This is a genomic window from Nocardia heshunensis, from assembly GCF_054782115.1.
On the sequence record NZ_BAAGTC010000009.1, the window covers coordinates 1124772 to 1147454 of the forward strand.

Here is a 22683-nt window from a genome sequence, read left to right on the forward strand (position 1 = left end):
ATCGTCCCTGGGCGGGCTGGAATCGTTCAGTGACACGCGGTCGTTTTTAGAACGTGTTCTATATTCGAGGTGACTGTTCCGCGAGCCCTCGGGAGTTCTCTCACATGTACCAGTGGTCCGACGAAGATCTGATGTTCCGCGATGTGCTGCGCGGCTTCATCGACAAGGAGATCAAGCCGCACGTCGAGCAGCTGGAGAGTGGGGCGCTGCCGCCGTTCGACATCATTCGGAAGCTGTACGCCACCTTCGGCCTGGACGAGATGGCGCGCGAGGGCCTGGAGAAGGCGATCGCGCGCGAAGAGGCCGGGACCACCGGGAAGTCGGGCGGCGGGTTCAGCGGGTCGGGCAGCATGGGAGTGATCCTCAACAGCGAGCTGGCCGGGATCAGCCTCGGTCTGGTGGCCTCGATGGGCGTGAGCCTCGGCCTGACGGTCGGGACCATTCGCAGCCGCGGCACGCTGGCGCAGAAGAAGCGCTGGCTGCCGGAACTGGTGACCTTCGAGAAGGTCGGCGCGTGGGCGATCACCGAACCCGATTCGGGCTCCGACGCTTTCGGCGGCATGAAGTCGTATGTCCGCCGTGACGGCGCGGACTACATCCTCAACGGCCGCAAGACCTTCATCACCAACGGCCCCTACGCCGATGTCACCGTCGTCTACGCCAAGCTGGACGAGGAGGACGGCACCGACCGTCGCGACCGCAAGGTGCTGACCTTCGTGCTCGACCAGGGCATGCCCGGCTTCACCCAGTCCAAGCCGTTCAAGAAGATGGGAATGAACTCCTCGCCCACCGGCGAACTGTTCTTCGACAATGTCCGCATCACCCCGGACCGCCTGCTGGGCGAGACCGAGACCCCGGCCAAGGGTGACGGCAAGGACAGCGCCAAGGAGTCCTTCGCCGCCGAACGCATCGGCATCGCCTCGCTGGCGCTGGGCATCATCAACGAATGTCACCGGCTGTGTGTGGATTACGCGAAGACGCGCAAGCTGTGGGGCAAGGAGATCGCCCAGTTCCAGCTCATCCAGTTGAAGCTGGCCGAGATGGAGATCGCCCGAATCAATGTGCAGAACATGGTCTTCAACGCCATCGAGCGCACCGCGGCGGGGGAGAAGGTTTCCCTCGCGGAGGCGTCGGCCATGAAGCTGTACTCCTCGCGCGCCGCGACCGAGGTCGCCATGGAAGCCGTGCAACTCTTCGGCGGCAACGGCTACATGGCCGAGTACAAGGTCGAGCAGCTCGCCCGCGACGCCAAGTCGCTGATGATCTACGCGGGCAGCAACGAAATCCAGGTCACTCACATCGCGAAGGGTTTGCTGGCCGGATAGGGTCGGTAGAACCTCCGGTGGTGAAGGATTTTCCTGTGAATCTGCTCCGAACGAGACTGTGAAGTATTAACGTTTCGCATCGTCCACGATCCTGTGGGCGATGAGAGGAGCACACTCATGAAGACCACCCAGCGGGCAGGCATCGGCGCCACCGCACTCGGCGCCGCGGCCGCGGTCGCACTGCTGACCGCACCGAATGCCAGCGCCCTGGTCACCGGCATCAGCGTGGCGAGCGCGAGCCAGTACTGCGCCAACCAGACCTACACGGTGAGCGTCGACGTGACCCCCACGTCGTTCCTGTTCAATGTCACCCTGTCCGACAACGACACTCAGGTCGGCAGCAGCAAGCCGTCGAACAGCGTGGCCACCTTCTCCTGGACGCCGACCACCACCGGTTCGCACACCCTGAAGGCCGTGCAGGAAGTCATCAGCAACAAGTCCACCACTGTCACCGTGGTCGACTGCACCACGACCGGCGGCGGCAGCGGCTCCTCCGCGTCCAACCCGCTGGCCGGTCTGCTCAGCAGCCTCTCGGCGCACTAGCCATCTCCGAAGACTCCCGCCGGGCCGAACGCGCGACTGCGAAAGCCGTTCCGCCCGGCGGGAATCGCCCCCGCACGCGAGCCTATCCCTCGGTAGGGTTCAAAGGTGTCGAAGGTAAGCGTCCTGACCTGGACCGCAGCGATCAGCCTGCCCGTCGCGGGACTGTGGTTGCTGATCTCGCATCCCCGCCTGGACGCCCACTACGAACACCACCCCCAGCATTTCTGGCTGGTCCTGGCCGCCGCGGCCCTGGCGATGACCCTCGGCGTCGTCCTCTACCGCGCCGCGCGCAGCCGCCACGACCTGCGACTCATCCTGGTGTCGCTGATGTTCCAGTTCTCCGCGGGCTTCCTGGGCCTGCACGCCATCGCCACCCCCGGCGTCATCATCCAGATGCCCAACGCCGGATTCGTCTACGCCGTACCGGTGGGACTCACACTGGGCGGATTCGCCGCGCTGGCTTCGGCTTTCGAATACGGACCGGTCGCCGCGGCCCGCCTGAATCGCCTCATGTGGCTGCTGTCCGCGCTGCCGGTGCTCGCGCTGCTGGTGTGGGCCATGTTGTCGCTCACCGGATCACCGCCGTTCGACGCCATGCCCAGCGCCACCGAAACCTCGCACTCGCTGGTCGTGGTCGCCTACATCGGCTCGCTGTCGTATCTGGGCGCGGTGATCGCCTATGCCCGCCAATTCCGCCGCCGACGCGGATTACTGCTGCTCAGTGTGCTTTCCGCGCTGGTTTTGCTGATCGAGGCGCTGCTGGCCGTCGGCTACGGGCGCAGTTGGCAGGTCTCCTGGTGGGAATGGCATGTGCTGATGGTGGCGGCCTTCGGGCTGATCGCGGTCAGCAGCCACCTGCAATTCCGCCGCGAGGGCTCCTCGCTCGGACTCTTCGACAGCGTCACCCTGAACCAGACCATGGCCGCACTCGAACGCGACTACACGCGGGCGCTGACCGAAATGGCCGAGGTGCTGCGCCAGCGCGCGGCTCACGGCGTCCCCGCCGACCAGCCGCTCGGCGCGGTCGGTGTCGAACTGTCGAAACGCTTCGGCCTCACCGAGAGACAGTTCGCCGTGCTGGAACAGAACGCCCGGCTGTATCGGCAACTCGATCAGCTCTTCCGCTCCTACATGTCCCCGCAGGTCGCGACCGCACTCATGGCAAACCCGGCCGAGGCCGACCTGGGCGGGCGGATCGCGGAGGTCAGCGTGCTGATGGCGGACCTGAGCGGATTCACTCCGTTCGCCGAACGCACCGACCCGGCGTTGGTGGTGCAGATGCTCAATACCTATTACGGCGCTATCGTGCCGGTGATTCTGGAAGCGGGGGGCGTGGTGGTGCAGTTCGTCGGTGACGCGGTGATGGCGGTGTTCAACGCGCCGACCCCGCAACCGGATCACGCGTTGCGCGCCGCGCGCGCCGGGCTGGGCTTGCAGCAAGCCGTCGCACGCATTGCCGAGGGGCGACCCGATTGGCCGCGCTTCCGGGTCGGCGTCAATACCGGTCCGGCCCTGGTCGGCAATATCGGTGCGGCGCAGATGCGCAACTACACCGCCATCGGCGACACCACCAACACCGCGGCCCGGTTGCAGGGCGTCGCGCATCCCGGCGATGTGGTGATCGGCCCGCTCACCCGTGCCCAGCTCGGACCTCGCGCGCTGGTGGAACCCTTGCACGCGATCGCGGTCAAGGGCCGCCGCGAGCCGGTCACCTGCTTCGTGCTGCGGGGTGTGCGGTGAACGACAACCTGGTCGAACGGCTACGCCCTTACAGCTCTTCGGTTTTCGAGGAGATCTCCCGCCTGGCCACCAGCAACGAGGCGGTCGACCTGGGTCAGGGCTTCCCCGATTACGAGGGTCCCGCCGCCATGCTCGAGCTGGCCCGCTCGGCGATATCCGGCGGCATGAACCACTATTCGTCCTCGAAGGGGCAGGCCGTCCTGCGCGAGGCCATCGTCGCCGAGCGCGAGCGGCGGCTCGGCGGCGGATACGACCCGCTCTCGGAGGTGGTGGTCACCGCCGGGGCCACCGAGGCGCTGACGGCGGCCATGCTCGCCCTGGTGGAGCCGGGCGCGGAAGTGGTGCTGATCGAACCGTATTACGACTCCTACGCCGCGGCCGTCGCCATGGCCGGGGCCGTGCCGCGCACGGTGGCCATGGTGTCCGACGGCGACGGCTTCACCCTCGATCTCGACGAGTTGCGCCGCTCGATCACCGCCCGCACCCGGCTGCTGCTGGTCAATTCCCCGCACAATCCCAGCGGTTCCCTGCTGCGCCCCGCGGATCTGCGCCTGATCGCCGAATTGGCCTGTGCGCACGACTTTCTCGTCGTCTCCGACGAGGTGTACGAGCACCTGGTCTTCGACGCGGACGACTACCTCTCGATCGCGACCCTGCCCGGCATGCGCGAGCGCACCATCGTCGTCTCCAGCCCCGCCAAGACCTTTCACGTCACCGGCTGGCGCATCGGCTGGGCACTGGGCCCGGCCCCGCTGATCCACGCCATTCACGCCGCCAAGCAGTACCTGTCCTTCGTCTCGCCCGCCCCCTTCCAGCCCGCAGTCGCCCACGCCCTCACCCACGAACAGGCTTGGGCCGCGACCAATCGCGCCGCCTTACGCGAGAAATACGAACTGCTCTCGACCGCCCTGTGTGACCTCGGCTACCCCGTGAAGCGCAGCGCCGGCGGCTACTTCGTCTGCGCCGACGTCGGCACCGATGGCACCGAGTTCTGCCGCGAACTCCCCGCCCGAGCCGGTGTCGCGGCCATCCCCGTCGCCGCGCTGGCCGCCCGATCGCACTGGAACAACCTCGTCCGATTCGCCTACTGCAAACGTGACGCCACTCTCCACGAGGCCATCGCCCGCCTCACCAAGGCTCAATCGAGTGGCGTCGACGGCGCGGGCCCGCTATGGTGGTCCCGCGACGCAGGGAAGTTCCTGGATCTATAGCTGGGAAACGAGTTGAGTTCCTCTGCGTCGTCCAAAAAACGTACATCGCGAAAGTGGCCTAGGCCACATCGTAGGTCGAGAGTTGTGATCTCCACGCCGGGTCGCCGTCGGCAGTCGCACTGAAGTGTGGCATGCTGTATGTCGAGAACGGGTTGTTGATGTGATCGCTCGGCTCGCAACAGAAAGCAAATAAAAAGAATGTCGCAAGGCAGTGTGAAGTGGTTCAACGGCGAAAAGGGCTTCGGGTTCATCGCGCAGGATAATGGCGATCCGGACGTTTTCGTTCATTTCTCCGCGATCTCCGGCTCCGGCTTCAAGTCCCTCGAAGAGGGCCAGCGTGTCGAGTTCGAGATCGGCCAGGGCCAGAAGGGCCCGCAGGCCCAGAACGTCCGCGTCATCTAAGTTCTGGTACTGACACCGAGACCCGCGCTACGGCGCGGGTTTCGCGCTTTCCGGGGAAGGTTTTTCGCGGGAAGTCACAACCAACCGGCCTGCTGGGCGATGCGGATCGCGTCGACCCGGGTGCGAGCCTGGAGTTTGCTGGTGGCGGCCGCGAGGTAGTTGCGGACCGTGCCGTAGGAGAGATGGAGATCCGCGGCGATCTGCTTCGGGTCGGCACCGGCGGCTAGCCCGCGCAGGACATCGGCTTCGCGGTCGGTCAGGGGATTGGCCGGGCTGCGCAGGGCGCTGAAGGCGAGGCCGGGGTCGAGGATGCTGCCGCCTTCGGCGACCGTGCGGACCGCGTGCAGCAGGTCACGGCGAGAACTGTCCTTGAGCACGAACCCGGCGACGCCGATCTCGATGGCCCGCTTGAGGTGGCCGGGGCTGGCCAGCGAGGTGAGCACCAGGATCCGGCAGTGCGGATGATCACGTCGGAGTTCGGCGGCGGCGGTGAGACCGTCCTTGCCGGGCAGATCGATATCGAGGATGGCGAGGTCGATACGCTCGGCCGCCACGGTCGCGACGATCGCGTTGCCGTCCGCCAGCACGGCCGCCACTTCGAGGTCGTCCTCCAGTTCCAGCGAGGCGACCAGGGTTTCGCGCAACAGCCGCATGTCCTCGGCGATCAGGATTCTGATCATCTGATACCTCTCCTCACTGGCCACCCATGCCGTTCGATTTGCTCAGGACCGGCCGGACGGTATGCAATCATCGCGTGTCGTTGCTCGCCAGGTCGACCGGGTACCTGTTCCTCCTCGTGTACGTCCTCTCGGTCGTGTTCGGCGAGAACGGGATTGCCGTCGGTTGCTGCGCGGCCATCCAGGCGGCATTGCTGGTCACGGCATTCCGATGGCGCGGGCACTACCGGGCGGCGCTGGTCGCCCAGACGCTGATCACCTACCTTCCGATCGCGTTCTTCGCCCCGGGCACAGTCGATCTCGACGCCCTGCTGGCCGCCACGATCGCCCTCGGGCCGCAACGGCGCTGGCGGTGGCCGGGCTTTATTGCGATCGCACTGATCTCCGGTCCCGCGCATCACGGCTGGCACGCGAGCACCACCACCTATCTGCTCGCCTCCCTGGGCACGGCGGCCATCGGCGTGGTGATCTTCAGCCTGCTGCGCTTGCCGGGCTTGGTCGATCGGCTCGGCTCGACCCAGGAGGAATTGGCCCGGGTCATCCGCTCCGAGGAACGACTACGCGTGGCACGGGATCTGCGTGCCGGGCTCGGCGCACAGCTCGTCGCGGTGACCGAACGTCTGCACCGGGTGCGAGACGAGCTCGCGCACGCGCCGGACCGGGCGGCGGTCACGGCCGAGGACGCGGCCGAGCGGACGCGCGCGATCGTCGCCATGATGCGTCGCACCGCCGCCGCCCAGCACGAGCTCGACCTGCCCGCCGAGGACGCGGCACCGGTCGCGCGCATCGCGCCCCGGCTGGCGTTGGCCACGCTGGCTGCGAGCATGCTCGCGCTGACTGCCAATCAGGTTTTCGAGGTTGCCCGGTACCCCGTGGCGAACGCCTTCGGCGGGCTGGCCGTCTCGGCGTTGCTGCTGGCGCAGGTGCTTCGGCCGGATTTCGCGGGACCGCTGCTCTGGGCCCAGTTGATTCTCACCCTGGCTCCGCTGCCGTGGCTCGGCCCGTTCTGGGCGCTGTGGCTGGTCCCGCTGGCGGTGGCCGCCCTACTGCGCGAACGGGTGTCGTGGCTGCTGGTGGCGGTCGGCTGTCTCGCGCTGCGTGCGGTATTCACCGCACCGACCGGGGGACTGGCCGATCGCACCAGCTGGGTGCTGCTCGCCCTGGAAGCGACCCTGGTGCTGTTCGGGCTCTCCCGATTCCACCAATTGTCGGTGCAGCTCAACCGATCCCGGGCTGCGCTGGCGGCACGGACGGCGCAATTGGAACGACTGCGGCTGGCCCGCGACATCCATGATCTGCTCGGATTGACGCTGTCGGTGCTGGCATTGAAGTGCGATCTCATCGGCGAACTGATCATCCGGGATTCGCGCCGGGCGGAGTCGGAGATCGGCCAGGCGCTGCGTATCGCCGCCGACGCGCAACTCGAGGCGCTCGCCCTCACCGACGATCGCGCCGCCCGCACCTTGCGTGGTGAATTCGATTCGGCCGCAGCCATCCTCGCCGCCGCGATCGCCAGCGTCAGCATCGACTGCGATGACGAGCTGCCGGAGCGGGCCGACTTGATACTCGCCCCGGTCGTGCGGGAAGCGGTCACCAATGTGTTGCGGCACAGCACCGCGACGCGGGTCGAGATCCGCTGCCGGAGCCGAAATCGTCAGGTGCAGCTCAATATTCGCAATGACGGTGCGGGCGAGGCTGATTCGGGCGGATCCGGGCAGGGCCTGCGCAATATGCGCGCCCGCGTGGTCGACGCCGGTGGCTCGTTCACGACTTCGATCGGCGGCGGTGAGTTTCGGCTGGAAGCCGCACTGCCCTGCTGAATTCGGCACTGCCCTGCTGACCTGCTGGCCTGTGCATTTTGCATGGTCTGGCGCTGCCGGATGCATGCCTGATCGGTGCCGCGCGCACTACTGCGCCCCCTTCCCCGATGTGAGGCTTGTTCTCGTTCACACGACAAACCGAAGAAGCGAGGACACCACTATGCCCGTGGTCCGACTGCACAAGTTTCGAGTGGCCCGCGCCGATCTCGAAAGCCTGCTGGCACAACGCAAAATACTCATCGATGGCATCCGGCGGGCCAATCCGAGCCTGACCGGGACCCGTCTCACCCGACTCGAGGACGGTACCTACCTCGATGCCTGGCGCTGGGATCGCGCCGAGGACATGCTCGCCGCACTGTCGGCCGCACAGGGCGTTCCGCTGGTCGAGGCCACCGAGGCGCTGATGCTGGACGCCTCCGTGCTCACCGGCGAGATCATCGACGAATTCCCCTGAGGCCCGACAACTTTCACTCCCACGCACGAATTCGCAAAGGAACCCTCATGAACATCGCCTACCACGTCGTCGGAGTCGTCGCGGCCCTGTGGATCGGATTCTCCGGCTTCTCCCTGTTCACCGAGAAGCAGTTCGTGGTCGAGCCGCTCGAGCAGTACGGTGTCCCCAAGTCCTGGTGGAACTGGCTGGCGTCGGCCAAGACCGCCGGTGCGCTCGGCCTGATCGCGGGTTTCTTCATCCCCGTGGTCGGGATCGCGGCCGCGATCTGCCTGGTGCTGTATTTCCTCGGCGCTTCGGCCACCTCCATCCGCGCCGGTCACGCCGGTTCGGCGATTTTCCCGGTGCTCTACCTGGTACCGGCCGCCGCGACGGTGGCTCTTCAGCTCGCCAGGTGAAACCTGCGGGTCGGCTGGCCCGAAACGGACTCGCTCGCGACCGGATTCGAGTAGTTTCGCAACACGTTCCAGTTTCGTCGGCGACTCGCGGCGGGACTCGCGTGGGCGGAAGGACTGGGTCATGGCAGCCACGGATTACATCGTCATCGGTTCCGGGAGCGCCGGGGCCATCATCGCCCGCCGGCTCGCCGATTCGGGTGCGACCGTCACCCTGTTCGAGGCGGGCGGACCCGACCGCTCCCGGCTGGTGCGCAAGCCCGGCATGATCGGCCCGATGCACAGTGTGCCCCAGTTGAAGAAGCGCATCGACTGGGGCCACTACACGGTCGAACAGAAGCACGCGCTGGGTCGCACCGTCCCGCAGACGCACGGCAAGGTGGTCGGCGGTTCCAGTTCGGTCAACGGCATGGTGTTCGTGCGCGGCAACCGCCGCAATTTCGACGACTGGGCGGGCGAGGGCAACGCGGGCTGGGCGTATCAGGATGTGCTGCCCAGCTTCAAGAAGTTCGAGTCCTTCGAGGACGGCGCGAGTGACCTCCGCGGCGGCTCCGGCCCGATCCGGGTGATCCGGGCCCGCGATCTCACCCCCGCCTCCGAGGCGTTCATGCAGGCGTTCACCGACACCGTGGACCTGCCGCTCAATCCCGACTACAACGCCGCCGAGCAGGACGGCATCTCGATCCTGCAGCAGAGCAACAGCAACGGCCTGCGCTACAGCACCTCGGTCGGCTACCTCGACGATCGGCCGAAAAACCTTACGGTGCTACCGAATACGCAGGTCACCCGAATCGTGATCGACAACGGTCGAGCCGTCGGGGTGGAGTACCTGGCCGAGAGCGGCACCGAAACTCTGCACGCCGATCGCGAAATCATTGTCAGCGCTGGCACATTCGGCTCCCCGCAACTGCTCATGCTCTCCGGCATCGGTCCCGCCGACCATCTGCGTGCCTTCGACATCGACGTGGTCGCCGACCTCCCGGTGGGCGACAACCTGCACGACCACCTGTTCGTCCCGATGTCCTTCGCCATGCCGACCGCCGTGCGCCGATCCTCACCCGGCTACTTCGCCCGTGCGTTCGTGCGAGAGTCCCTGCGCAACAACAGCACCTGGCTGGCTCGCAGCGTTTTCGAGGCGGTCGCGTTCCTGCGCACCCCGTACGCGGGGAACGCGCCCGATCTGCAACTGCACGTCCTGCCCTGGGGCTACCCCGGCCCGAACCAGGACGCCCCCATCCGCCACGTCCCGGACCCGCGCCGCTCGCTGACCGTCCTGGTGACGATGATCTACCCCCGCAGCCGCGGCACCCTGCGCCTGACCTCCGCCGACCCCACCGCCGCCCCCGCCATCGACCCCAACTACCTCGCCGAGCAACAAGACCTCGACACCCTGGTCCACGGCATGGAACTGACCCGGGAAGTCATGGCCGCCAAGTCGATCACCCCCGCCGTCGACACCGAGATCGCCCCCGGCCCCCAATACGCCACCCGCGCCGACCTCGCCGCCGAAGTCCCCAACCGCGCCACCACCGTCTACCACCCCGTCGGCACCTGCCGCATGGGCACCGACGCCCGCGCCGTGGTCGACCCGACTCTCCGAGTCCGCGGCATCGAGTCCCTCCGGGTGGCCGACGCCTCGATCATGCCCAGCATCGTCGGCGGCAATACCAACGCCGCCACCATGATGATCGGCGAACACGCCGCCTCGATCATCCTGACCTGACCCGATAGCCGATTTCAGATCGCCGCAACGGCGGTCAGGACCATCATCGCGACACTGATCCCGACAATCGGCCACACCGCCCAGCCGCGGCTGAGTCGACGAACGCCGGTGCGAATGTTGGTGATCGCGCGAATCCGCAGTCGGCCACGACGGTCGATCCGACCTTCGGTGAACACGGGGTCGCCGATGCTCAGCTCCATCGGGGTGACCGGCAGGAAACGTGCATCCCAGCTGCGGCCGGAGTCGTCGACCAGGTGGATCAGCATGCCGGGTCGGCGTTGCCACGGGGAGCACCGGACCAGGATCGACGCCCTACCTCGTCGGCCGGCGGAAGCCAGCCGAAGCTGGAGTGCCAAGGCCAGCAGTACCGCGCCGAGGCTGGGTAGCACCGTGATCGGCGCGAGTGCCTGTTCGATGAGCAGGACCGTCGCCGGGAGCACGGCGGCGAGTGGTTGCGGCGCACCCATCGGGATCACGTCGGGGTTGCGCACGGTGACGCCGATGACCGATCCGCGGCCCGGTGTCACGGGTGGTGGCGAGGCATTTTCTTTGTGCCCCACCGGAATAGTTGCCATAAACTATGGTCACCGCTCGAGCAGGCCCGGAAATCCGGTCCGGATCCGGCCTGACGGGCCGGAATTTCGTACTGGGGTGGGTAGCTGTGGCGACGGAGCCGGATCTTTTCGCGTCCTTGCGCGCCTTGCGGGCCGCGGTCGAATTCCCGACGGCGGCGGATCTGTTCCGCCGCAGCCAAACCCTCGGTATCCCGCTGGGGCGCAACACCCTCTACGACCTGTACAGCCGTCTGGATACACCGGCGGATACCCGGGTTCCGGCGTGGTCCACGGTGGAAGGGTTCGTCCGGACGTGTCTGGATCTGGCCGACCGGACGGGCCGGACGATCAATCCCCCATGGCGGGACCAGGACTGGTGGGACGATCTCTATCGCGGTTACGGCACCACCTCACTCGCGCCCGTCGACGGATGGAGTCAAGCTCTCGCGAAGGCGCGGCCCGACCGTTCCACCGATCTGCTGACCATCACCGCGATGAACGCCGACGCGGTGCATCTCGTCGATCGCATCCAGCGCGACCACGAGGTGGTCAGTCGCCGAAACCACTACGCGCCGGGAGGCTCCGGCGCCAATACCGCTGTCGCGCTGTCGCGTATCGGGGGCAGAGCCGCCGTCGCCGGCATTGTCGCCGATGACGGTGCCGGTCGGAATCTGGTGGCGCAACTCGTCACCGATGGTGTCGACGTCGACTGTGTGCTGTCCGTGCCGCATTCCCAGCGCCCTACCGGCAGCACCATCGTGCTGGCGGACCAGTCCGGCGGGCGGATGATCGTCGTATCGCCCGGCATCAATTCGGAATTGGCGACCCGGCTGCATCGTCAAGGGCGGGTCGATGCGCTGGTCGAGGCCGCGCAGCGTTGCCGGATTCTGCACCTGACCTCGATGGAAGGCCCGCAGCAGCGGGTGTTGCAGCAGAAAGTTGCTGCGGCGGTGGCGGATCGGGCGGTCATCACCCTGAACCCCGGCTCGATCTACGCATCCTTGGGCGTCGCGGGGGTGAAGCCGCTGCTCGGCCTCACCGACGTGGTGTTCGTCTACGAACACCATCTCGACCTGCTACTCGGACACCGCACCCTGCAGGATCGTCCGATCGAGGACAAGATTCGCGACATTCGTGCGCAACTGCCCCGGCTCCGGCCGATGGTCATCGTGTTGAAACTGTCTACGGGCGTGGCGAATACGCGGTCGGTCGCGATCACGGTGACCGAGGCCGGCGAGCGGATGACGACCCACTACCCGGAGGGTGTCGTCGATGTCGATTGCCACCGGCTCACCGACACCACGGGTGCCGGCGACGCCTCGGTCGCGGGCGTCATGCTCGCCCTACTCAGTGGCGGCACCCCGGAGGAGGCGGTCAACCTGGCCCACGTGATGGCGCTGGCCGCATCCGCCACCGTCGGCGGCCGCGACGGCCTACCCCGCCGATCCGACCTCGGTCCGCTGTGGGAGCAGTACTCCAGCGGCGCCGAACCCCCACCGTGGCTGTCGGATCGGCCGCCACCGACGGCTGTCGCGCCTGCTACCTGATCATGGTCGGAGTCCGCAGCGGGCGGCGGCAAGGCGGAAGAGATGTAGGCGTTCCGCGGGCGAATTCTCTTGGTAGATCTGGTTGATCACGCAGTCTGCGGCCTCGGCGGAGCCGAGCATGAGTTCGCAGAACAGGCGCAGTTGGGTGTGCAGGGCGTCGTCGATGGGCGCTGATTCGGGCATCGTGGTTCTCGCTCAGAGTCCGAACAGGGGGAACAGGGCGGAGCCGTGGAAGGCGACGACCCGGGTGACGCCCGCGTCGGTGACGGTCAGGATGTGCAGGGCGTGGGGGTGGCGGGCGCCGTCGCGGCCGCGGGTGTAGACCGCGAAGGCGGGCTGGCCGTTGGCGGAGGTGGGGACCAGTTCGGCCGAGCCGATGGCTCGCATCTGCTGGGCCAGGAAGGCGAGGATGGTGTCGCGGCCTTCGAACCAGGTTGCGATGGGCGGCATTTCCCAGCGCGCGTCCTCGGTCAGGACCGCGACGAGTTGATCGACGTCGGCGGTCTCGAAGGCGGTGACGTACCGGTCGAGCAGGGCGCGTTGGCGTGGTTCGTCGGGTTCGCTCAGCCCGTCCTCGCTGAGCGGAACCTGGGCGCGCGCCCGCTGCAGGGCGCTGTTGACCGCCGCCGTGGTCATCTGCAGCAGCTCCGCGACCTCGGTGGCTCGCCATTGCAGCACATCGCGCAGGATCAGCACGGCCCGCTGTCGCGGCGGCAGTTGCTGCAGGGCCCCCATCAAGGCCAGTCGCAGGCTCTGCCGTTGCACCACGACGGTTGCCGGATCGCTCGGGGCCGCGGTGAACAGGAAGTCGGGGATCGGTTGCAGCCAGGGCACTTCCGGTGACCGTGCCAGGCCGGCGGACATGCGGGTCTCGGCGTCGCCGAGGTCGGCGGGCAGCGGCCTGCGTCGGCCCTTCTCCAGCGCCTTGAAGCAGGCCCGGGTCGCGATGCGGTAGAGCCAGGTGCGCAGCGACGACCGGCCCTCGAACCCGTCGTAGGCCCGCCAGGCGTCCAGGTAGACGTCCTGCACCACCTCCTCGGCCTCGTCGACCGATCCGAGCATGCGATAGCAGTAGGCGAGCAGCTCGCGGCGGAACGGCTCGCTCAGCCGCCCGAAATCCTCGCTGCCGGTCTCGGTCATCGTGCGCATGATCCGCCCATCCTGTCGGGGATGTCTCCTACGTATGGAGAGCGGATCGCACCGCGAAAGTCATCGGTGTCGAGCAACTTCTATTCGTCGGTCATCCGAGAGACCCGCGTGCGGCGCCGGCCCGGGTATAGCGGTAATCCTCGAGCGGGAACTCTCGTGTCTGCCGCCTGGCTTCGAAAAAGCCCTGAGGCCGGACATAGGTGCTGTCGCCCTGCGAATTCCGGTAATAGGTCGGCACGTGCCCATTGAGTTCACACAGGTAATAGCGCACGCCCGCCGCCTGCCGGTGGATGGTGCGGTGGTACTCCGCGGCGGCTTCGGGTCGGACCTCGCAGACGTCGGCGCCGCGGCGGCGGGTCTCGGTGATCGCCCGCACGGCATGGTCGGCGGTGGTCTCGACGAAGGCGTGCCAGCTCGTGCCGCTCCACGAGTAGGGTCCGACCAGCGTCCATCGGTTCGGCAGCCCGGGCACGGAAACGCTCTGGTAGGCCTGCAATCCCTCCTCCCGATAGAACTTGGCCAGGTCGAATCCGTCACGGCCGACAACGGTTCCCGGCACATAGGTTTCCGGATCGGAGAACACCTCGTAACCGGTGGCGAGGATGAGCACGTCCAGCTCGTGCAGCACGCCGTCGCGGGTCTCGACGCCGGTCGACGTGATTCGCGCGATCGGATCGGTGATCAGGCTGACATTGTTCCGGTTGTACGCGGTCAGATACCCGGTCGACATGGTCGGCCGCTTCGCCAGCACCCCGAAGTCGGGACTGAGTCGCGCCGCGGTCTGCGGATCGTCGATGACAAAGCGCACATACCGGCGATATCCGGCAATCATCCACGCGTCGAACCGATCCGCGACCGGCCGGAACACCCGCATCGGGGCCTTGGACACGAAACGCAGCACCAGATCCACCACCACGAACGCCGCGCCATTGATCGCCGCCGACACCCCGGGCACCGCCAGTGCCCGCTTCATCGCCTGCGGCACCACGAAATCGGGCTTGGGCACTGACCACACCGGTGTGCGCTGGAAGACGGCGAGGCTGCCCACGGACGGCGCGATGGCCGGAATGATCTGCACCGCACTGGCTCCCGTGCCGATGATGCCGACCCGTTTGCCCGCCGGATCGTAATCGTCGTCCCACGACGTCGGCCGCTGTACCTTGCCCGCGAACGAGCTCGCCCCCGCGATCCCCACATCCTGCTTGGGCCGGACGAACGCGCCGATCGCACTGATCACGAATCGCGCTGTGACGGTGGACCCGTCGCCGAGATACAGCGACCAGCACCGCCCGTCCTCGTCCCACTCCTCGCGTTCGACATCGGCGTTGAACCGGGTCTTCACGTAGAGCCCGTACCGCCGCGCCACGTCCGCGTGATACTGCTTCACCTCGGGCCCACGGGCGAAGAACCTGGACCAGTTGGGATTTCGCGCGAACGAGTACTGGTAGGTGGTCGACGGCACGTCGACGGCGATGCCCGGATAGTGGTTCTCCTGCCAGCTGCCGCCCACATCGTCGGCGCGCTCGAGGATCACGATGTCGTCGATCCCGCTCATCCGCAGCTTGGCCCCGGCCGCGATCCCGCCGGGCCCGGCCCCGATCACGGCGACCTCGTACTGCGGGTGCGTCATGCTCTCGGTCATTACCCATGCCTCCCTTAGCGATTCCCGCTCGCAGCGACCCGGTACCGTGCCCAGTCGACGAGCTCCCACGCGACGACGCCGCCGACCCAGATGATCGGTCCGAGTGCCCCCGCGAACGCGCCGACGAGCCCGTTCTCGCCATTGAGCGGTCCGGACAGCGTGAAGACGCCGGTGATGGTGCACAGGTCGATGACCACGACCGCGACGCAGAGTCTGTTCAGCCAGCTCGGAAACAGCCCGGACCGCCGCGAAATCAACAAGGCTGCAAGGGCATAGGGAATCCACACCGGACCGAGCAGCGCCGCCGAGACGAGCACGCAGACGTGCAGGGTGTGGATGGTCGAGTCGGGTGCGTGCCCGGAGAGCAGGACGGTCGCCGCGAAGAACCCGGCCTCGGTGAAAAACAGGCTGAGCACGATCATTTCGCTGAACGCGGCCGCCCAGGTGTAGACGCGATTGCGGCTGGTGTCGGCCGCCCACAGGCTGCCGATGAACGCGCCCGACCAGACCGTTCCGGCCAGGAACAGGAGCGCCAGCAGCGCCGAGACCACGCGGAGCAGGGTGTTGTACTTCGCGTAGAAGGCCACGGTCCCGGCGACATCCGATCCTTCGGGCATCACCTTGACGAGGACCAGCAGGGTCGCGGCGATCAGCGTCACGCAGACGGCGATCACCAGCGCGTACCAGCGCTTGATGGTGGCGGGCTGGGTCATCGACCTGGCGAATCGGTCGAGCAGGGGCGCATTCGCGGAGGTGAGCGGTGAGCCGGATCCGGACGTGGATCGGCGATCGAAGACTTGCGACATTGCAGATCTTTCCACTGGTGACCCCGGGTGCTCGATGCGGCGGCGAGGTCGGTAGATATCGACGGTATTCGGATAGCGGTCTTATCTCAAGGGGTAGTGGATAAATGTGGATTGATCTACTATCCGAATATCGCTGCTATCTGAGCGCGTGAAAACCGACGGGAGCTGGGGACATTGGGGTCCAACACTGGGAAACGGGCGGCCGGCCGGGCCGCGCCCGACGTCGAAGCCGCCGTGATCGGCGCGGGCGTCGGCGGTATCGCCGCCGGCTGCCAGCTGCGGCGCGCCGGGATCGACGACTTCGTCATCCTCGAGCGCAGAAGCGATTTCAGCGGCACCTGGATCGCCAACACCTACCCCGGGGTCGCGCTGGACGTGCCCTCGACCTCCTACGAGTTCACCTTCGCGCCCAATCGCTGGTCGCGGGTGTTCGCGACGGGTCAGGAGGTGCGGGAGTACTGCCAGCGGGTCGCGCGCGAGCACGGTCTCTACGAGCGCGCCCGCTTCGGCGTCTCGGTGGAACGCGAGGAGTGGGACGACGAAAACGGTTTCTGGACACTGCATTTGGCCGGTGGCGAGCGGCTGACCGCGCGCTACGTGCTCAATGCCACCGGATTCTTCCTCGAACCCCGTTCCGAGTCCGGCATTCCCGACGTGGAGAAGTACCGGGGCCAGCTGATGCTCTCGGCCGGGTGGGATCACTCCTACGACTACCGGGGCAAGCGGGTCGCGGTGATCGGCACCGGGGCGAGCGCGATGCAGATCGTGCCGTCGATCGCGGGGGAGGTGGACCGCATCGACGTCTACCAGCGCACCGCGACGTGGTGTTTTCCCAAGCCGGACTTCGCCTTCGGCCGCCTCGGGCAGCGGTTGATGCGATCGGACCGCTTCCACACCTTCGCCTATATGGCCAATTGGTATGTGTACCAAGCGCTTGTCGTCGCGGCCGAGCGGCTTCCGAAGCGAGCGGCGCTGGCCTTGATCACCGGCCTCGAGGCCGTGCTGCGCGCGGCGTATCGGCTGTACCTGGGGTTCCAGGTGAAGGACGCGGACGCCCGGCGTGCCCTGATGCCGCGGCACGGCCTGATGGCGAACATGCCGACCTTCGGCCGGGGATTCCTGCAGACCTTCAGCCGGGACAACGGGTCCTTGCTGACCGCCCCGATCGAGCGCTTCACCGAGACCGGTATCCGGACCGCCGACGGCACCGAGCGCGACTACGACATGATCGTGCTGGCAACGGGATTCACGGTGGCCTCGGATCCGGAAGCCTTCCCCATCGGCGCGGTGCGCGGTCGTGACGGCTTCGATCTCGGCGAGTTCTACCGCGCCAACGGCATGCAGGCGTACGCGGGTGTGACCATCCCCAAGCTGCCCAACCGCTGGTTCCTATACGGCCCGTACGGCTGGAACGGGGTGACCTGGGTGAGCATGATGGAAAGCGCTGCGCTGCATGCGGTTCGGGTCATCTCGGACGCTCGGGCACAGGAGGCGCCGGTCGTGGAGGTGACGCCGCAGGCGCACGAGGACTGGCATCGGATGATGGTGACCAGCCCGTTCACCCGGGTCGCGCAGGAGTACCTGGTCGAGCGACAGTTCAAGCGGCACAACGTCCGCAGCTACTTCTTCAACGCGCGGGGCGAATCGCCGATCCTGCGCCCGTCGCGCGGATTCCGTGACTCGTTGTGGGATCACAGCGAGCGCTTCGACCCGCGCGCGGACTACACCTTCCGGGCCGTCGCCCCTGCGTCATCCGGAAACGGCGTTGCCCGCTCGCGGCAGCCGAAAACCGTTCCTGCGAACACGAACTGAACGGATCGATGATGAGACTTCCCTACTCCGGTCCCGTCGCGGACAAGCGCGGACGGGTGGTCCTGGTGACCGGCGCCGGGAGCGGCATCGGCCGGGCCATCGCGCTGCGGCAGGCCGCCGCGGGCGACATCGTGATCGCGACCGACATCGATTCGGCGTCGGCGGAGCAGACCGCGAAACTGGCCGAGGGCACCTGCCACGCCCGCACCCTCGACGTCCGTGATCCGCAACAGTGGGAGGCGATCACGGACGCGGTGAGCGCCGAGTTCGGCGTCCCCGACATCCTGGTGAACAACGCGGGCATCGCACTCGGCGGCGCCTTCCTCGACCAGTCGCCGCAGGACTGGGAGAAGGTCATGGCGATCAATGTCTACGGCGTGGTCCACGGCAGCCGGATCGTCGGCAAGAAGATGGTGGAGCGGGGTCGGCCGGGGCACATCGTGGTGATCGCCTCCGGTGCGGCGTGGACGCCGAACCGGGTCGCGCCCTCCTATTCGGCGTCCAAAGCAGCGGCGCTGATGATCGCGGAATCGCTGCGAACCGAGCTCGCGCCCAAGAACATCGGTGTCAGCGCGGTCTGCCCCGGCGTCACCAGAACGCATCTCGCAGTGAACGCCACCCTGGTCGGCGAGGACAATGCCGCGATCGAGCAGGTCCGCACGAACTTCGCGGATGTGCAATCGCGGTACAGCTTCGCGAGCCCCGACATGGTGGCGCGTGCGGTGGAGCGGGCCATCCGTTTCAACCTCGCCATCGTGCCGGTGAATTTCGACGCCACCCTCGCGTGGCTGCTGCATCGGCTCTCGCCCGGACTGATGCGGTGGGTCTGCTCGATCCCGACCATGACGTTGGCCGAGAACGTGGCCCGGGTGGCGGCCGACCGGGTGCCCGCCTCGATCGCCTTCCGTCGATGACCGATCATCGTGCCGCCCTGCGCGCCGTGATCGGCGGTCCCGACGAGGTGCTGGCGGCGCTGACCCAGCAGGAATCCGAGCTGTTGCTGACGTTGTTGCAGCGCGCCCGGATCGCGCAGCGCCGCAGCCTCGATCGGGCGATCGACGACGCCATGAAGCTCGCGCCGCGATTACTGCGGGTCGCGGCGCGCTCGATCCTTTTCGGAAAGTGAGAGGCCATGGCCGACTTACGAACTCGCGCCCAGCTGACCATGCTGGCGCAAACGCTGGAGGTCGAACCGGCGGTTCTCGACGGTCTCGAGCGGCTCGGCGCGGACCGGGTGGAAGCGCTGCGCAAGAGCATGTCCGACGTCCTGTTCGATGCGCTGGCAGCGGTTTTCACGCGGGTCAGCAAGCTGGCCCCGCTGGTGCCGGACGCGCTTGCGGCGGCGGTGGCGTTGAAGGCGATTCCGCCGGAGGTGGCCGGGCGCGGGGGCGTGGTCGGATTGGATCACCACCATCGGGCGGCGAGCCTGCTGGGACGGCTGACACCGGCTTACCTGGCTGACGCGGCACCCTACGTCGATCCGCGCATCATTCCGTTCTTCGCCTCGAAACTGCCCTTCGCCCTGCTGGTTCCGGCGACCGATGAATTGCTACGGCGACGCGACTTCGTCACCGCCGCACGGTTCGTGGAGTTCGCCACCGACGAGTTGATCCGGGAGTTCGAGCGCCACGTCCAGGACGACGAGGCGATCGTGCTCACCGGGGCCATGGTGGCGCGCACGGAGGTGCTCGACGCGATCCTGCGGGCGGTCTCGCCGGACCGGCGCGCCCGCGTGGTCGCGGCCGGGGCCGCAGGCGATCTCGACGTGCTGGCGGCGACCCTCTCGCTGCTGGGCCGAGTCGACGCCGAATTCGCGGTTCCGATGAGCATCCAGTTCTTCGGGAACGAGTACCTCGGGATCGCGGGCGAGGATGCCACCGCGCACCTGTGCGCGCGGATCGTGGCGGCCGATGCCGTCGCGGAACTGCTCGATGTCGTCGAATACCTCCCCGACGACATGGCGCGTGCGGTGGCGAGCACCCCGGCGCTGTCGGATCCCGCGCTGCTCGAGCGGGCCGCGACCACCGACCGCCGCTGGTCGGCGCTGCGCCGGCTGAAAGGGGGCTAGCCTGCACTCAGGCCGGAGGGGTTGGGCGCGAACCGGAGCGCGATGGCCCTCCGGTCCGCCGACGGTTCGATGCGAGGAGACACCGATGTCCGAACGGGTTCCGCGGTCCGAACGGGTGCCGCGGGGACGGGTGGCGCGCGGCCGCAAGCTCGGCATGCTGGCGGCCGGGCAGGCCGCGCGCGGGGCCACGGCCAAGCTGTCCATGATCGGTCGCTCGGAGCATGCGCGCGAGGTGCTGGCCCGGCGCTCCACCCTCGACGCCGCCGAACAGCTGGTCGACGTGCTCGGCAATATGAAGGGCGCGGCCATGAAACTCGGCCAGATGCTCTCGGTGGTGGACGTGGACCTGATTCCCGAAACGCATCGGGAACGCTTCCGCGCCAAGCTCGCGGTGCTGTGCGATCAGGCGCCGGTGATGCCGTTCGCGAGCATGCGGGCCGTGCTCGAGGCCGAATACGGTTCGCTCACACGGGTATTCCGGGACTTCGACGAGGAGCCCTTGGCGGCGGCATCGATCGGGCAGGTGTATCGGGCAACCCTGCGCGATGGTCGCGAGGTGGCCGTCAAGGTGCAGTATCCGGGCGTGGAGAAGGCGGTGCGGGCGGACCTGCGCAATCTGGCGTTGTTCGCGAAGCTGTGGAAGTCCATGTGGCCCGCCATCGGTGGGGAGGGCCTGCTCGACGAGATCACCCGGAATCTGGAGTCCGAACTCGACTACCGGCGTGAGGCGTGGACCCAGCATCTGGTGGCGGCCCACTATCGCGGGCACCCGTTCATCGTGGTGCCCGACAGCGTGCCCGAGCACTGCGGTGACCGCGTCATGGTGACGGAGTATCTGGATTCGAAACCGTTCTCGCACATGCGAACCTTGCCCGCCGCCGAGCGCGATCGGATCGGGGAGCTGATCTACCGCTTCTATGTTGGTTCCCTGTTCGAGCGCGGTGAGTTCCCCGGTGATCCGCACCCGGGCAATATCCTGCTGGCCGCGGACGGCCGGGTCGGCTTCATCGACTTCGGTCTCTATCACCGGATGGATTCCGCCGCAGTCGAATTCGAGCGGCAGGTGGCGCGTGCCGCGGCCGAGCGACGGGCCGGTGATCTCTACGCCCTGCTGGTGGACCGCGGCATCGTCGACCCGGCCGCCGGTGTCGAGCCCGCCGAATGCCTCGAATACCTGTGGGCCGCTTCGGAATGGAATCTGGCCGACGAGGAGCTCACCATCACCGCCGATCTGGCCACCGGGGCGCTGATTTCGGCGATCGACCCGCGCGTGGCCGAGTACAGCGCGATCCGGCATCAGATGCTGCCGCGCGAGCACGTCTTCTCCCGGCGGGTCGACTTCCAGACCTTCGGCATCCTGGGCCAACTCGGCGCGACCGGGAATTGGCATCGCATCGCCCGCGAATGGATCTACGGCGACGAGCCGGTGACCGAGATCGGCAGGGCCCTGGCACATCGGCCGTGACACGGCCGCCACCCGCCGTTGGTCATCTGCACGAATCTGGATAATGTCACTACCTGGAATGCACAGCGCTCGTGCGTTCACCGGAGCCTGCCGATGATCGACGATGGAGGAAGCAGTGGCCGCTCGCCGGGTGCTGACCCGAGCCGAAAGTCAGGCACTGACGCGGGAAGAACTGATCGAAGCCGCCGAGCGCCTCTTCTACGCCAACGGCTATCACACCACCTCGCTGGCCGCGATCGCCGCCGAGGCGGGTCGCACCATCGGCGCGGTGTACAGCAACTTCGACGGCAAGGAAGACCTCTGCGTCGAGGTGCTGCGCGGCTGGGGCACCTCGCGCATGTCGCGGCTGGCCGCCGCGGTCGCCTCTACCGATGGCACCCTCGAACAACGTCTCGACGCCATCGCCACCTGGTGGGACACCCAGCTCATGGGTGATCCGGCTCCCCTGATCCTGGCCGCCGAGTACGGGGTCAGCGTGCTGCGCGATCCGGTCCGGCAGGCCGCGGCGGTCGAATTGTGCGAGCGGCTACTGGAATCCGGCCGCGTGCTGCTGCTCGAGCATCTCCCCGAGAGCGCGGCCCACAATGCTCAGCTCCTGGAGGACGCGGTCCAGGGCGTCCTCGGCACCGGCATGGGTCTGGCGGCCGGGATCGTGTCCGGCGTCATCAGCAGCGAACGCTCCAGCGCCATCCTCACCCAGACCATCGAGTTCTGGTTGGGCCTTGCGGGCGAATCCCTCCGCGCCACCGAAGCCCCGCCGGCAGGCTGACGCGCTGCCGTAGGTCAGGCCGGAATTGTGGTTCCGACGAACACATTTCGCCGCGGTCTCGCGGTGCGCTGAATCCGCGCGGGGGTTGACACAGTATCAATGGGACTATAGATTTCATGCCAGCGAGACCGTATCAATGAGACTATAGGGGTTGAAGATGTCGCTGGAAGACAACAAGAACGTGATCCGCCGGTTCATGAAGGTTGGGGACGTGGATACCCGTGACCTGCAAGCGATTTGGGACTCCTTCACGCCCGACTGTGAATTCCCCACGCTCGCGGTGCGGACCGGCCGCGAGAACTTCGGTGTCGAGGACTACAAGACGTTCCTGCTCGCATACTTCGAGGCGCTGCCCGATGCCACCTTCACTCCGGAAGAACTGGTGGCCGAAGGTGATCAGGTGTGGGCCCGCATCACCATCCGCGGCACCCACGAGGGCGAACTGCGCGGCATTCCGGCCACTCACCGCCCGGTCGAGTACACCCAACTCGGCATGTACACCATCCGCGACGGCAAGATCGCCGGAGCCCGAGCGGTATTCGACGACGTCACCCTGCTCCGGCAGATCGGCGTCGATATCTAAG

General features: G+C 67.3%; 23 protein-coding genes. 17 read left to right on the plus strand and 6 right to left on the minus strand.

From position 1 onward, the window contains the following. Nucleotides 1–104: 104 nt before the first annotated feature. The 5 genes from ACYVN4_RS33420 to ACYVN4_RS33440 all read left to right on the plus strand — a co-directional run bounded on the left by ACYVN4_RS33420 (nt 105) and on the right by ACYVN4_RS33440 (nt 5221). Nucleotides 105–1325 (plus strand): acyl-CoA dehydrogenase family protein, encoded by a 1221-nt coding sequence (locus tag ACYVN4_RS33420; protein WP_460726008.1) that lies wholly within the window; start codon nt 105–107, stop codon nt 1323–1325. Between the two features lie 117 nt (nt 1326–1442). Then, nucleotides 1443–1868 (plus strand): hypothetical protein, encoded by a 426-nt coding sequence (locus ACYVN4_RS33425; protein WP_460726010.1) that lies wholly within the window; start codon nt 1443–1445, stop codon nt 1866–1868. Nucleotides 1869–1973: 105 nt separating this feature from the next. Next, nucleotides 1974–3608, plus strand: a complete 1635-nt coding sequence (locus tag ACYVN4_RS33430) for an adenylate/guanylate cyclase domain-containing protein (protein ID WP_460726012.1) — start codon at nt 1974–1976, stop codon at nt 3606–3608. Continuing rightward, nucleotides 3605–4819 carry an aminotransferase class I/II-fold pyridoxal phosphate-dependent enzyme gene (locus ACYVN4_RS33435; RefSeq protein ID WP_460726014.1) on the plus strand — a complete coding sequence of 405 codons (1215 nt, stop codon included), beginning with the start codon at nt 3605–3607 and terminating at the stop codon, nt 4817–4819. Before ACYVN4_RS33430 ends, ACYVN4_RS33435 begins: the two co-directional genes overlap by 4 nt. Before the next feature lie 198 nt (nt 4820–5017). Then, entirely contained in the window at nt 5018–5221 is a 204-nt protein-coding gene (locus tag ACYVN4_RS33440; protein ID WP_379356051.1) for a cold-shock protein, read from the plus strand. A gap of 74 nt (nt 5222–5295) precedes the next feature. Here the strand turns inward: ACYVN4_RS33440 and ACYVN4_RS33445 are convergent, their stop codons facing one another. Beyond that, complete coding sequence (locus ACYVN4_RS33445; protein WP_460726017.1) at nt 5296–5901, minus strand: response regulator transcription factor; 606 nt, start codon at nt 5899–5901, stop codon at nt 5296–5298. Between the two features lie 74 nt (nt 5902–5975). Here ACYVN4_RS33445 and ACYVN4_RS33450 point away from each other — a divergent pair, with 74 nt between their 5' ends. The 4 genes from ACYVN4_RS33450 to ACYVN4_RS33465 all read left to right on the plus strand — a co-directional run bounded on the left by ACYVN4_RS33450 (nt 5976) and on the right by ACYVN4_RS33465 (nt 10287). Beyond that, nucleotides 5976–7718, plus strand: a complete 1743-nt coding sequence (locus ACYVN4_RS33450; protein WP_460726019.1) for a sensor histidine kinase — start codon at nt 5976–5978, stop codon at nt 7716–7718. A 160-nt stretch (nt 7719–7878) separates the two neighbouring features. Then, on the plus strand, nt 7879–8172 hold the full coding sequence (locus ACYVN4_RS33455; protein ID WP_460726021.1) for a hypothetical protein: 294 nt from the start codon (nt 7879–7881) through the stop codon (nt 8170–8172). Nucleotides 8173–8219: 47 nt separating this feature from the next. Continuing rightward, nucleotides 8220–8567 (plus strand): DoxX family protein, encoded by a 348-nt coding sequence (locus ACYVN4_RS33460; protein WP_460726023.1) that lies wholly within the window; start codon nt 8220–8222, stop codon nt 8565–8567. 121 nt (nt 8568–8688) lie between these two features. Then, nucleotides 8689–10287 carry a GMC family oxidoreductase gene (locus ACYVN4_RS33465; RefSeq protein ID WP_460726025.1) on the plus strand — a complete coding sequence of 533 codons (1599 nt, stop codon included), beginning with the start codon at nt 8689–8691 and terminating at the stop codon, nt 10285–10287. A gap of 14 nt (nt 10288–10301) precedes the next feature. On the opposite strand, the gene ACYVN4_RS33470 is transcribed toward ACYVN4_RS33465, so the two are convergent. Then, nucleotides 10302–10814: a hypothetical protein gene (locus tag ACYVN4_RS33470; protein WP_460726027.1), complete on the minus strand. Its 513-nt coding sequence runs from the start codon at nt 10812–10814 to the stop codon at nt 10302–10304. Between the two features lie 134 nt (nt 10815–10948). Between ACYVN4_RS33470 and ACYVN4_RS33475 the strand changes: the two genes are divergently transcribed. After that, nucleotides 10949–12388: a carbohydrate kinase family protein gene (locus ACYVN4_RS33475; protein WP_460726029.1), complete on the plus strand. Its 1440-nt coding sequence runs from the start codon at nt 10949–10951 to the stop codon at nt 12386–12388. Here the strand turns inward: ACYVN4_RS33475 and ACYVN4_RS33480 are convergent, their stop codons facing one another. The 4 genes from ACYVN4_RS33480 to ACYVN4_RS33495 form a co-directional block, all read right to left on the minus strand. Continuing rightward, nucleotides 12389–12571, minus strand: coding sequence for a hypothetical protein (locus tag ACYVN4_RS33480; RefSeq protein WP_460726031.1), 183 nt, complete (start codon nt 12569–12571; stop codon nt 12389–12391). Between the two features lie 12 nt (nt 12572–12583). After that, nucleotides 12584–13537 carry a sigma-70 family RNA polymerase sigma factor gene (locus ACYVN4_RS33485; protein WP_460726033.1) on the minus strand — a complete coding sequence of 318 codons (954 nt, stop codon included), beginning with the start codon at nt 13535–13537 and terminating at the stop codon, nt 12584–12586. 91 nt (nt 13538–13628) lie between these two features. Next, the gene (locus ACYVN4_RS33490) at nt 13629–15179 is read right to left on the minus strand and encodes a flavin-containing monooxygenase (RefSeq protein ID WP_460726035.1); all 1551 of its coding nucleotides are present in this window, start codon (nt 15177–15179) and stop codon (nt 13629–13631) included. A 14-nt stretch (nt 15180–15193) separates the two neighbouring features. After that, nucleotides 15194–15985, minus strand: a complete 792-nt coding sequence (locus tag ACYVN4_RS33495; protein ID WP_460726037.1) for a hypothetical protein — start codon at nt 15983–15985, stop codon at nt 15194–15196. A gap of 174 nt (nt 15986–16159) precedes the next feature. Here ACYVN4_RS33495 and ACYVN4_RS33500 point away from each other — a divergent pair, with 174 nt between their 5' ends. The 7 genes from ACYVN4_RS33500 (at nt 16160) to ACYVN4_RS33530 (ending at nt 22682) form a co-directional block, all read left to right on the plus strand. Then, entirely contained in the window at nt 16160–17797 is a 1638-nt protein-coding gene (locus tag ACYVN4_RS33500) for a flavin-containing monooxygenase (RefSeq protein WP_460726039.1), read from the plus strand. An 11-nt stretch (nt 17798–17808) separates the two neighbouring features. Then, nucleotides 17809–18711, plus strand: a complete 903-nt coding sequence (locus ACYVN4_RS33505; RefSeq protein ID WP_460726041.1) for an SDR family NAD(P)-dependent oxidoreductase — start codon at nt 17809–17811, stop codon at nt 18709–18711. Then, on the plus strand, nt 18708–18923 hold the full coding sequence (locus ACYVN4_RS33510) for a hypothetical protein (protein ID WP_460726042.1): 216 nt from the start codon (nt 18708–18710) through the stop codon (nt 18921–18923). The genes ACYVN4_RS33505 and ACYVN4_RS33510 overlap by 4 nt, the downstream gene beginning before the upstream one ends. Nucleotides 18924–18929: 6 nt before the next feature. Next, nucleotides 18930–19865: a hypothetical protein gene (locus ACYVN4_RS33515; protein ID WP_460726044.1), complete on the plus strand. Its 936-nt coding sequence runs from the start codon at nt 18930–18932 to the stop codon at nt 19863–19865. A gap of 85 nt (nt 19866–19950) precedes the next feature. Next, a complete protein-coding gene (locus ACYVN4_RS33520) occupies nt 19951–21330 on the plus strand; it encodes an ABC1 kinase family protein (RefSeq protein WP_460726046.1) in 1380 nt (459 codons plus the stop codon). 103 nt (nt 21331–21433) lie between these two features. After that, nucleotides 21434–22099: a TetR/AcrR family transcriptional regulator gene (locus ACYVN4_RS33525; protein WP_460726048.1), complete on the plus strand. Its 666-nt coding sequence runs from the start codon at nt 21434–21436 to the stop codon at nt 22097–22099. A 157-nt stretch (nt 22100–22256) separates the two neighbouring features. Beyond that, entirely contained in the window at nt 22257–22682 is a 426-nt protein-coding gene (locus ACYVN4_RS33530; protein WP_460726050.1) for an ester cyclase, read from the plus strand. The last annotated feature ends 1 nt before the right edge of the window (nt 22683 follow it).

Coding starts and splice junctions, on each gene's coding strand:
- ACYVN4_RS33420 (WP_460726008.1), top strand. CDS start 105: ATGTACCAGTGGTCCGACGAAGATCTGATGTTCCGCGATGTGCTGCGC.
- ACYVN4_RS33425 (WP_460726010.1), top strand. CDS start 1,443: ATGAAGACCACCCAGCGGGCAGGCATCGGCGCCACCGCACTCGGCGCC.
- ACYVN4_RS33440 (WP_379356051.1), top strand. CDS start 5,018: ATGTCGCAAGGCAGTGTGAAGTGGTTCAACGGCGAAAAGGGCTTCGGG.
- ACYVN4_RS33445 (WP_460726017.1), bottom strand. CDS start 5,901: ATGATCAGAATCCTGATCGCCGAGGACATGCGGCTGTTGCGCGAAACC.
- ACYVN4_RS33455 (WP_460726021.1), top strand. CDS start 7,879: ATGCCCGTGGTCCGACTGCACAAGTTTCGAGTGGCCCGCGCCGATCTC.
- ACYVN4_RS33460 (WP_460726023.1), top strand. CDS start 8,220: ATGAACATCGCCTACCACGTCGTCGGAGTCGTCGCGGCCCTGTGGATC.
- ACYVN4_RS33465 (WP_460726025.1), top strand. CDS start 8,689: ATGGCAGCCACGGATTACATCGTCATCGGTTCCGGGAGCGCCGGGGCC.
- ACYVN4_RS33480 (WP_460726031.1), bottom strand. CDS start 12,571: ATGCCCGAATCAGCGCCCATCGACGACGCCCTGCACACCCAACTGCGC.
- ACYVN4_RS33485 (WP_460726033.1), bottom strand. CDS start 13,537: ATGCGCACGATGACCGAGACCGGCAGCGAGGATTTCGGGCGGCTGAGC.
- ACYVN4_RS33490 (WP_460726035.1), bottom strand. CDS start 15,179: ATGACCGAGAGCATGACGCACCCGCAGTACGAGGTCGCCGTGATCGGG.
- ACYVN4_RS33495 (WP_460726037.1), bottom strand. CDS start 15,985: ATGTCGCAAGTCTTCGATCGCCGATCCACGTCCGGATCCGGCTCACCG.
- ACYVN4_RS33505 (WP_460726041.1), top strand. CDS start 17,809: ATGAGACTTCCCTACTCCGGTCCCGTCGCGGACAAGCGCGGACGGGTG.
- ACYVN4_RS33510 (WP_460726042.1), top strand. CDS start 18,708: ATGACCGATCATCGTGCCGCCCTGCGCGCCGTGATCGGCGGTCCCGAC.
- ACYVN4_RS33515 (WP_460726044.1), top strand. CDS start 18,930: ATGGCCGACTTACGAACTCGCGCCCAGCTGACCATGCTGGCGCAAACG.
- ACYVN4_RS33520 (WP_460726046.1), top strand. CDS start 19,951: ATGTCCGAACGGGTTCCGCGGTCCGAACGGGTGCCGCGGGGACGGGTG.
- ACYVN4_RS33525 (WP_460726048.1), top strand. CDS start 21,434: ATGGAGGAAGCAGTGGCCGCTCGCCGGGTGCTGACCCGAGCCGAAAGT.
- ACYVN4_RS33530 (WP_460726050.1), top strand. CDS start 22,257: ATGTCGCTGGAAGACAACAAGAACGTGATCCGCCGGTTCATGAAGGTT.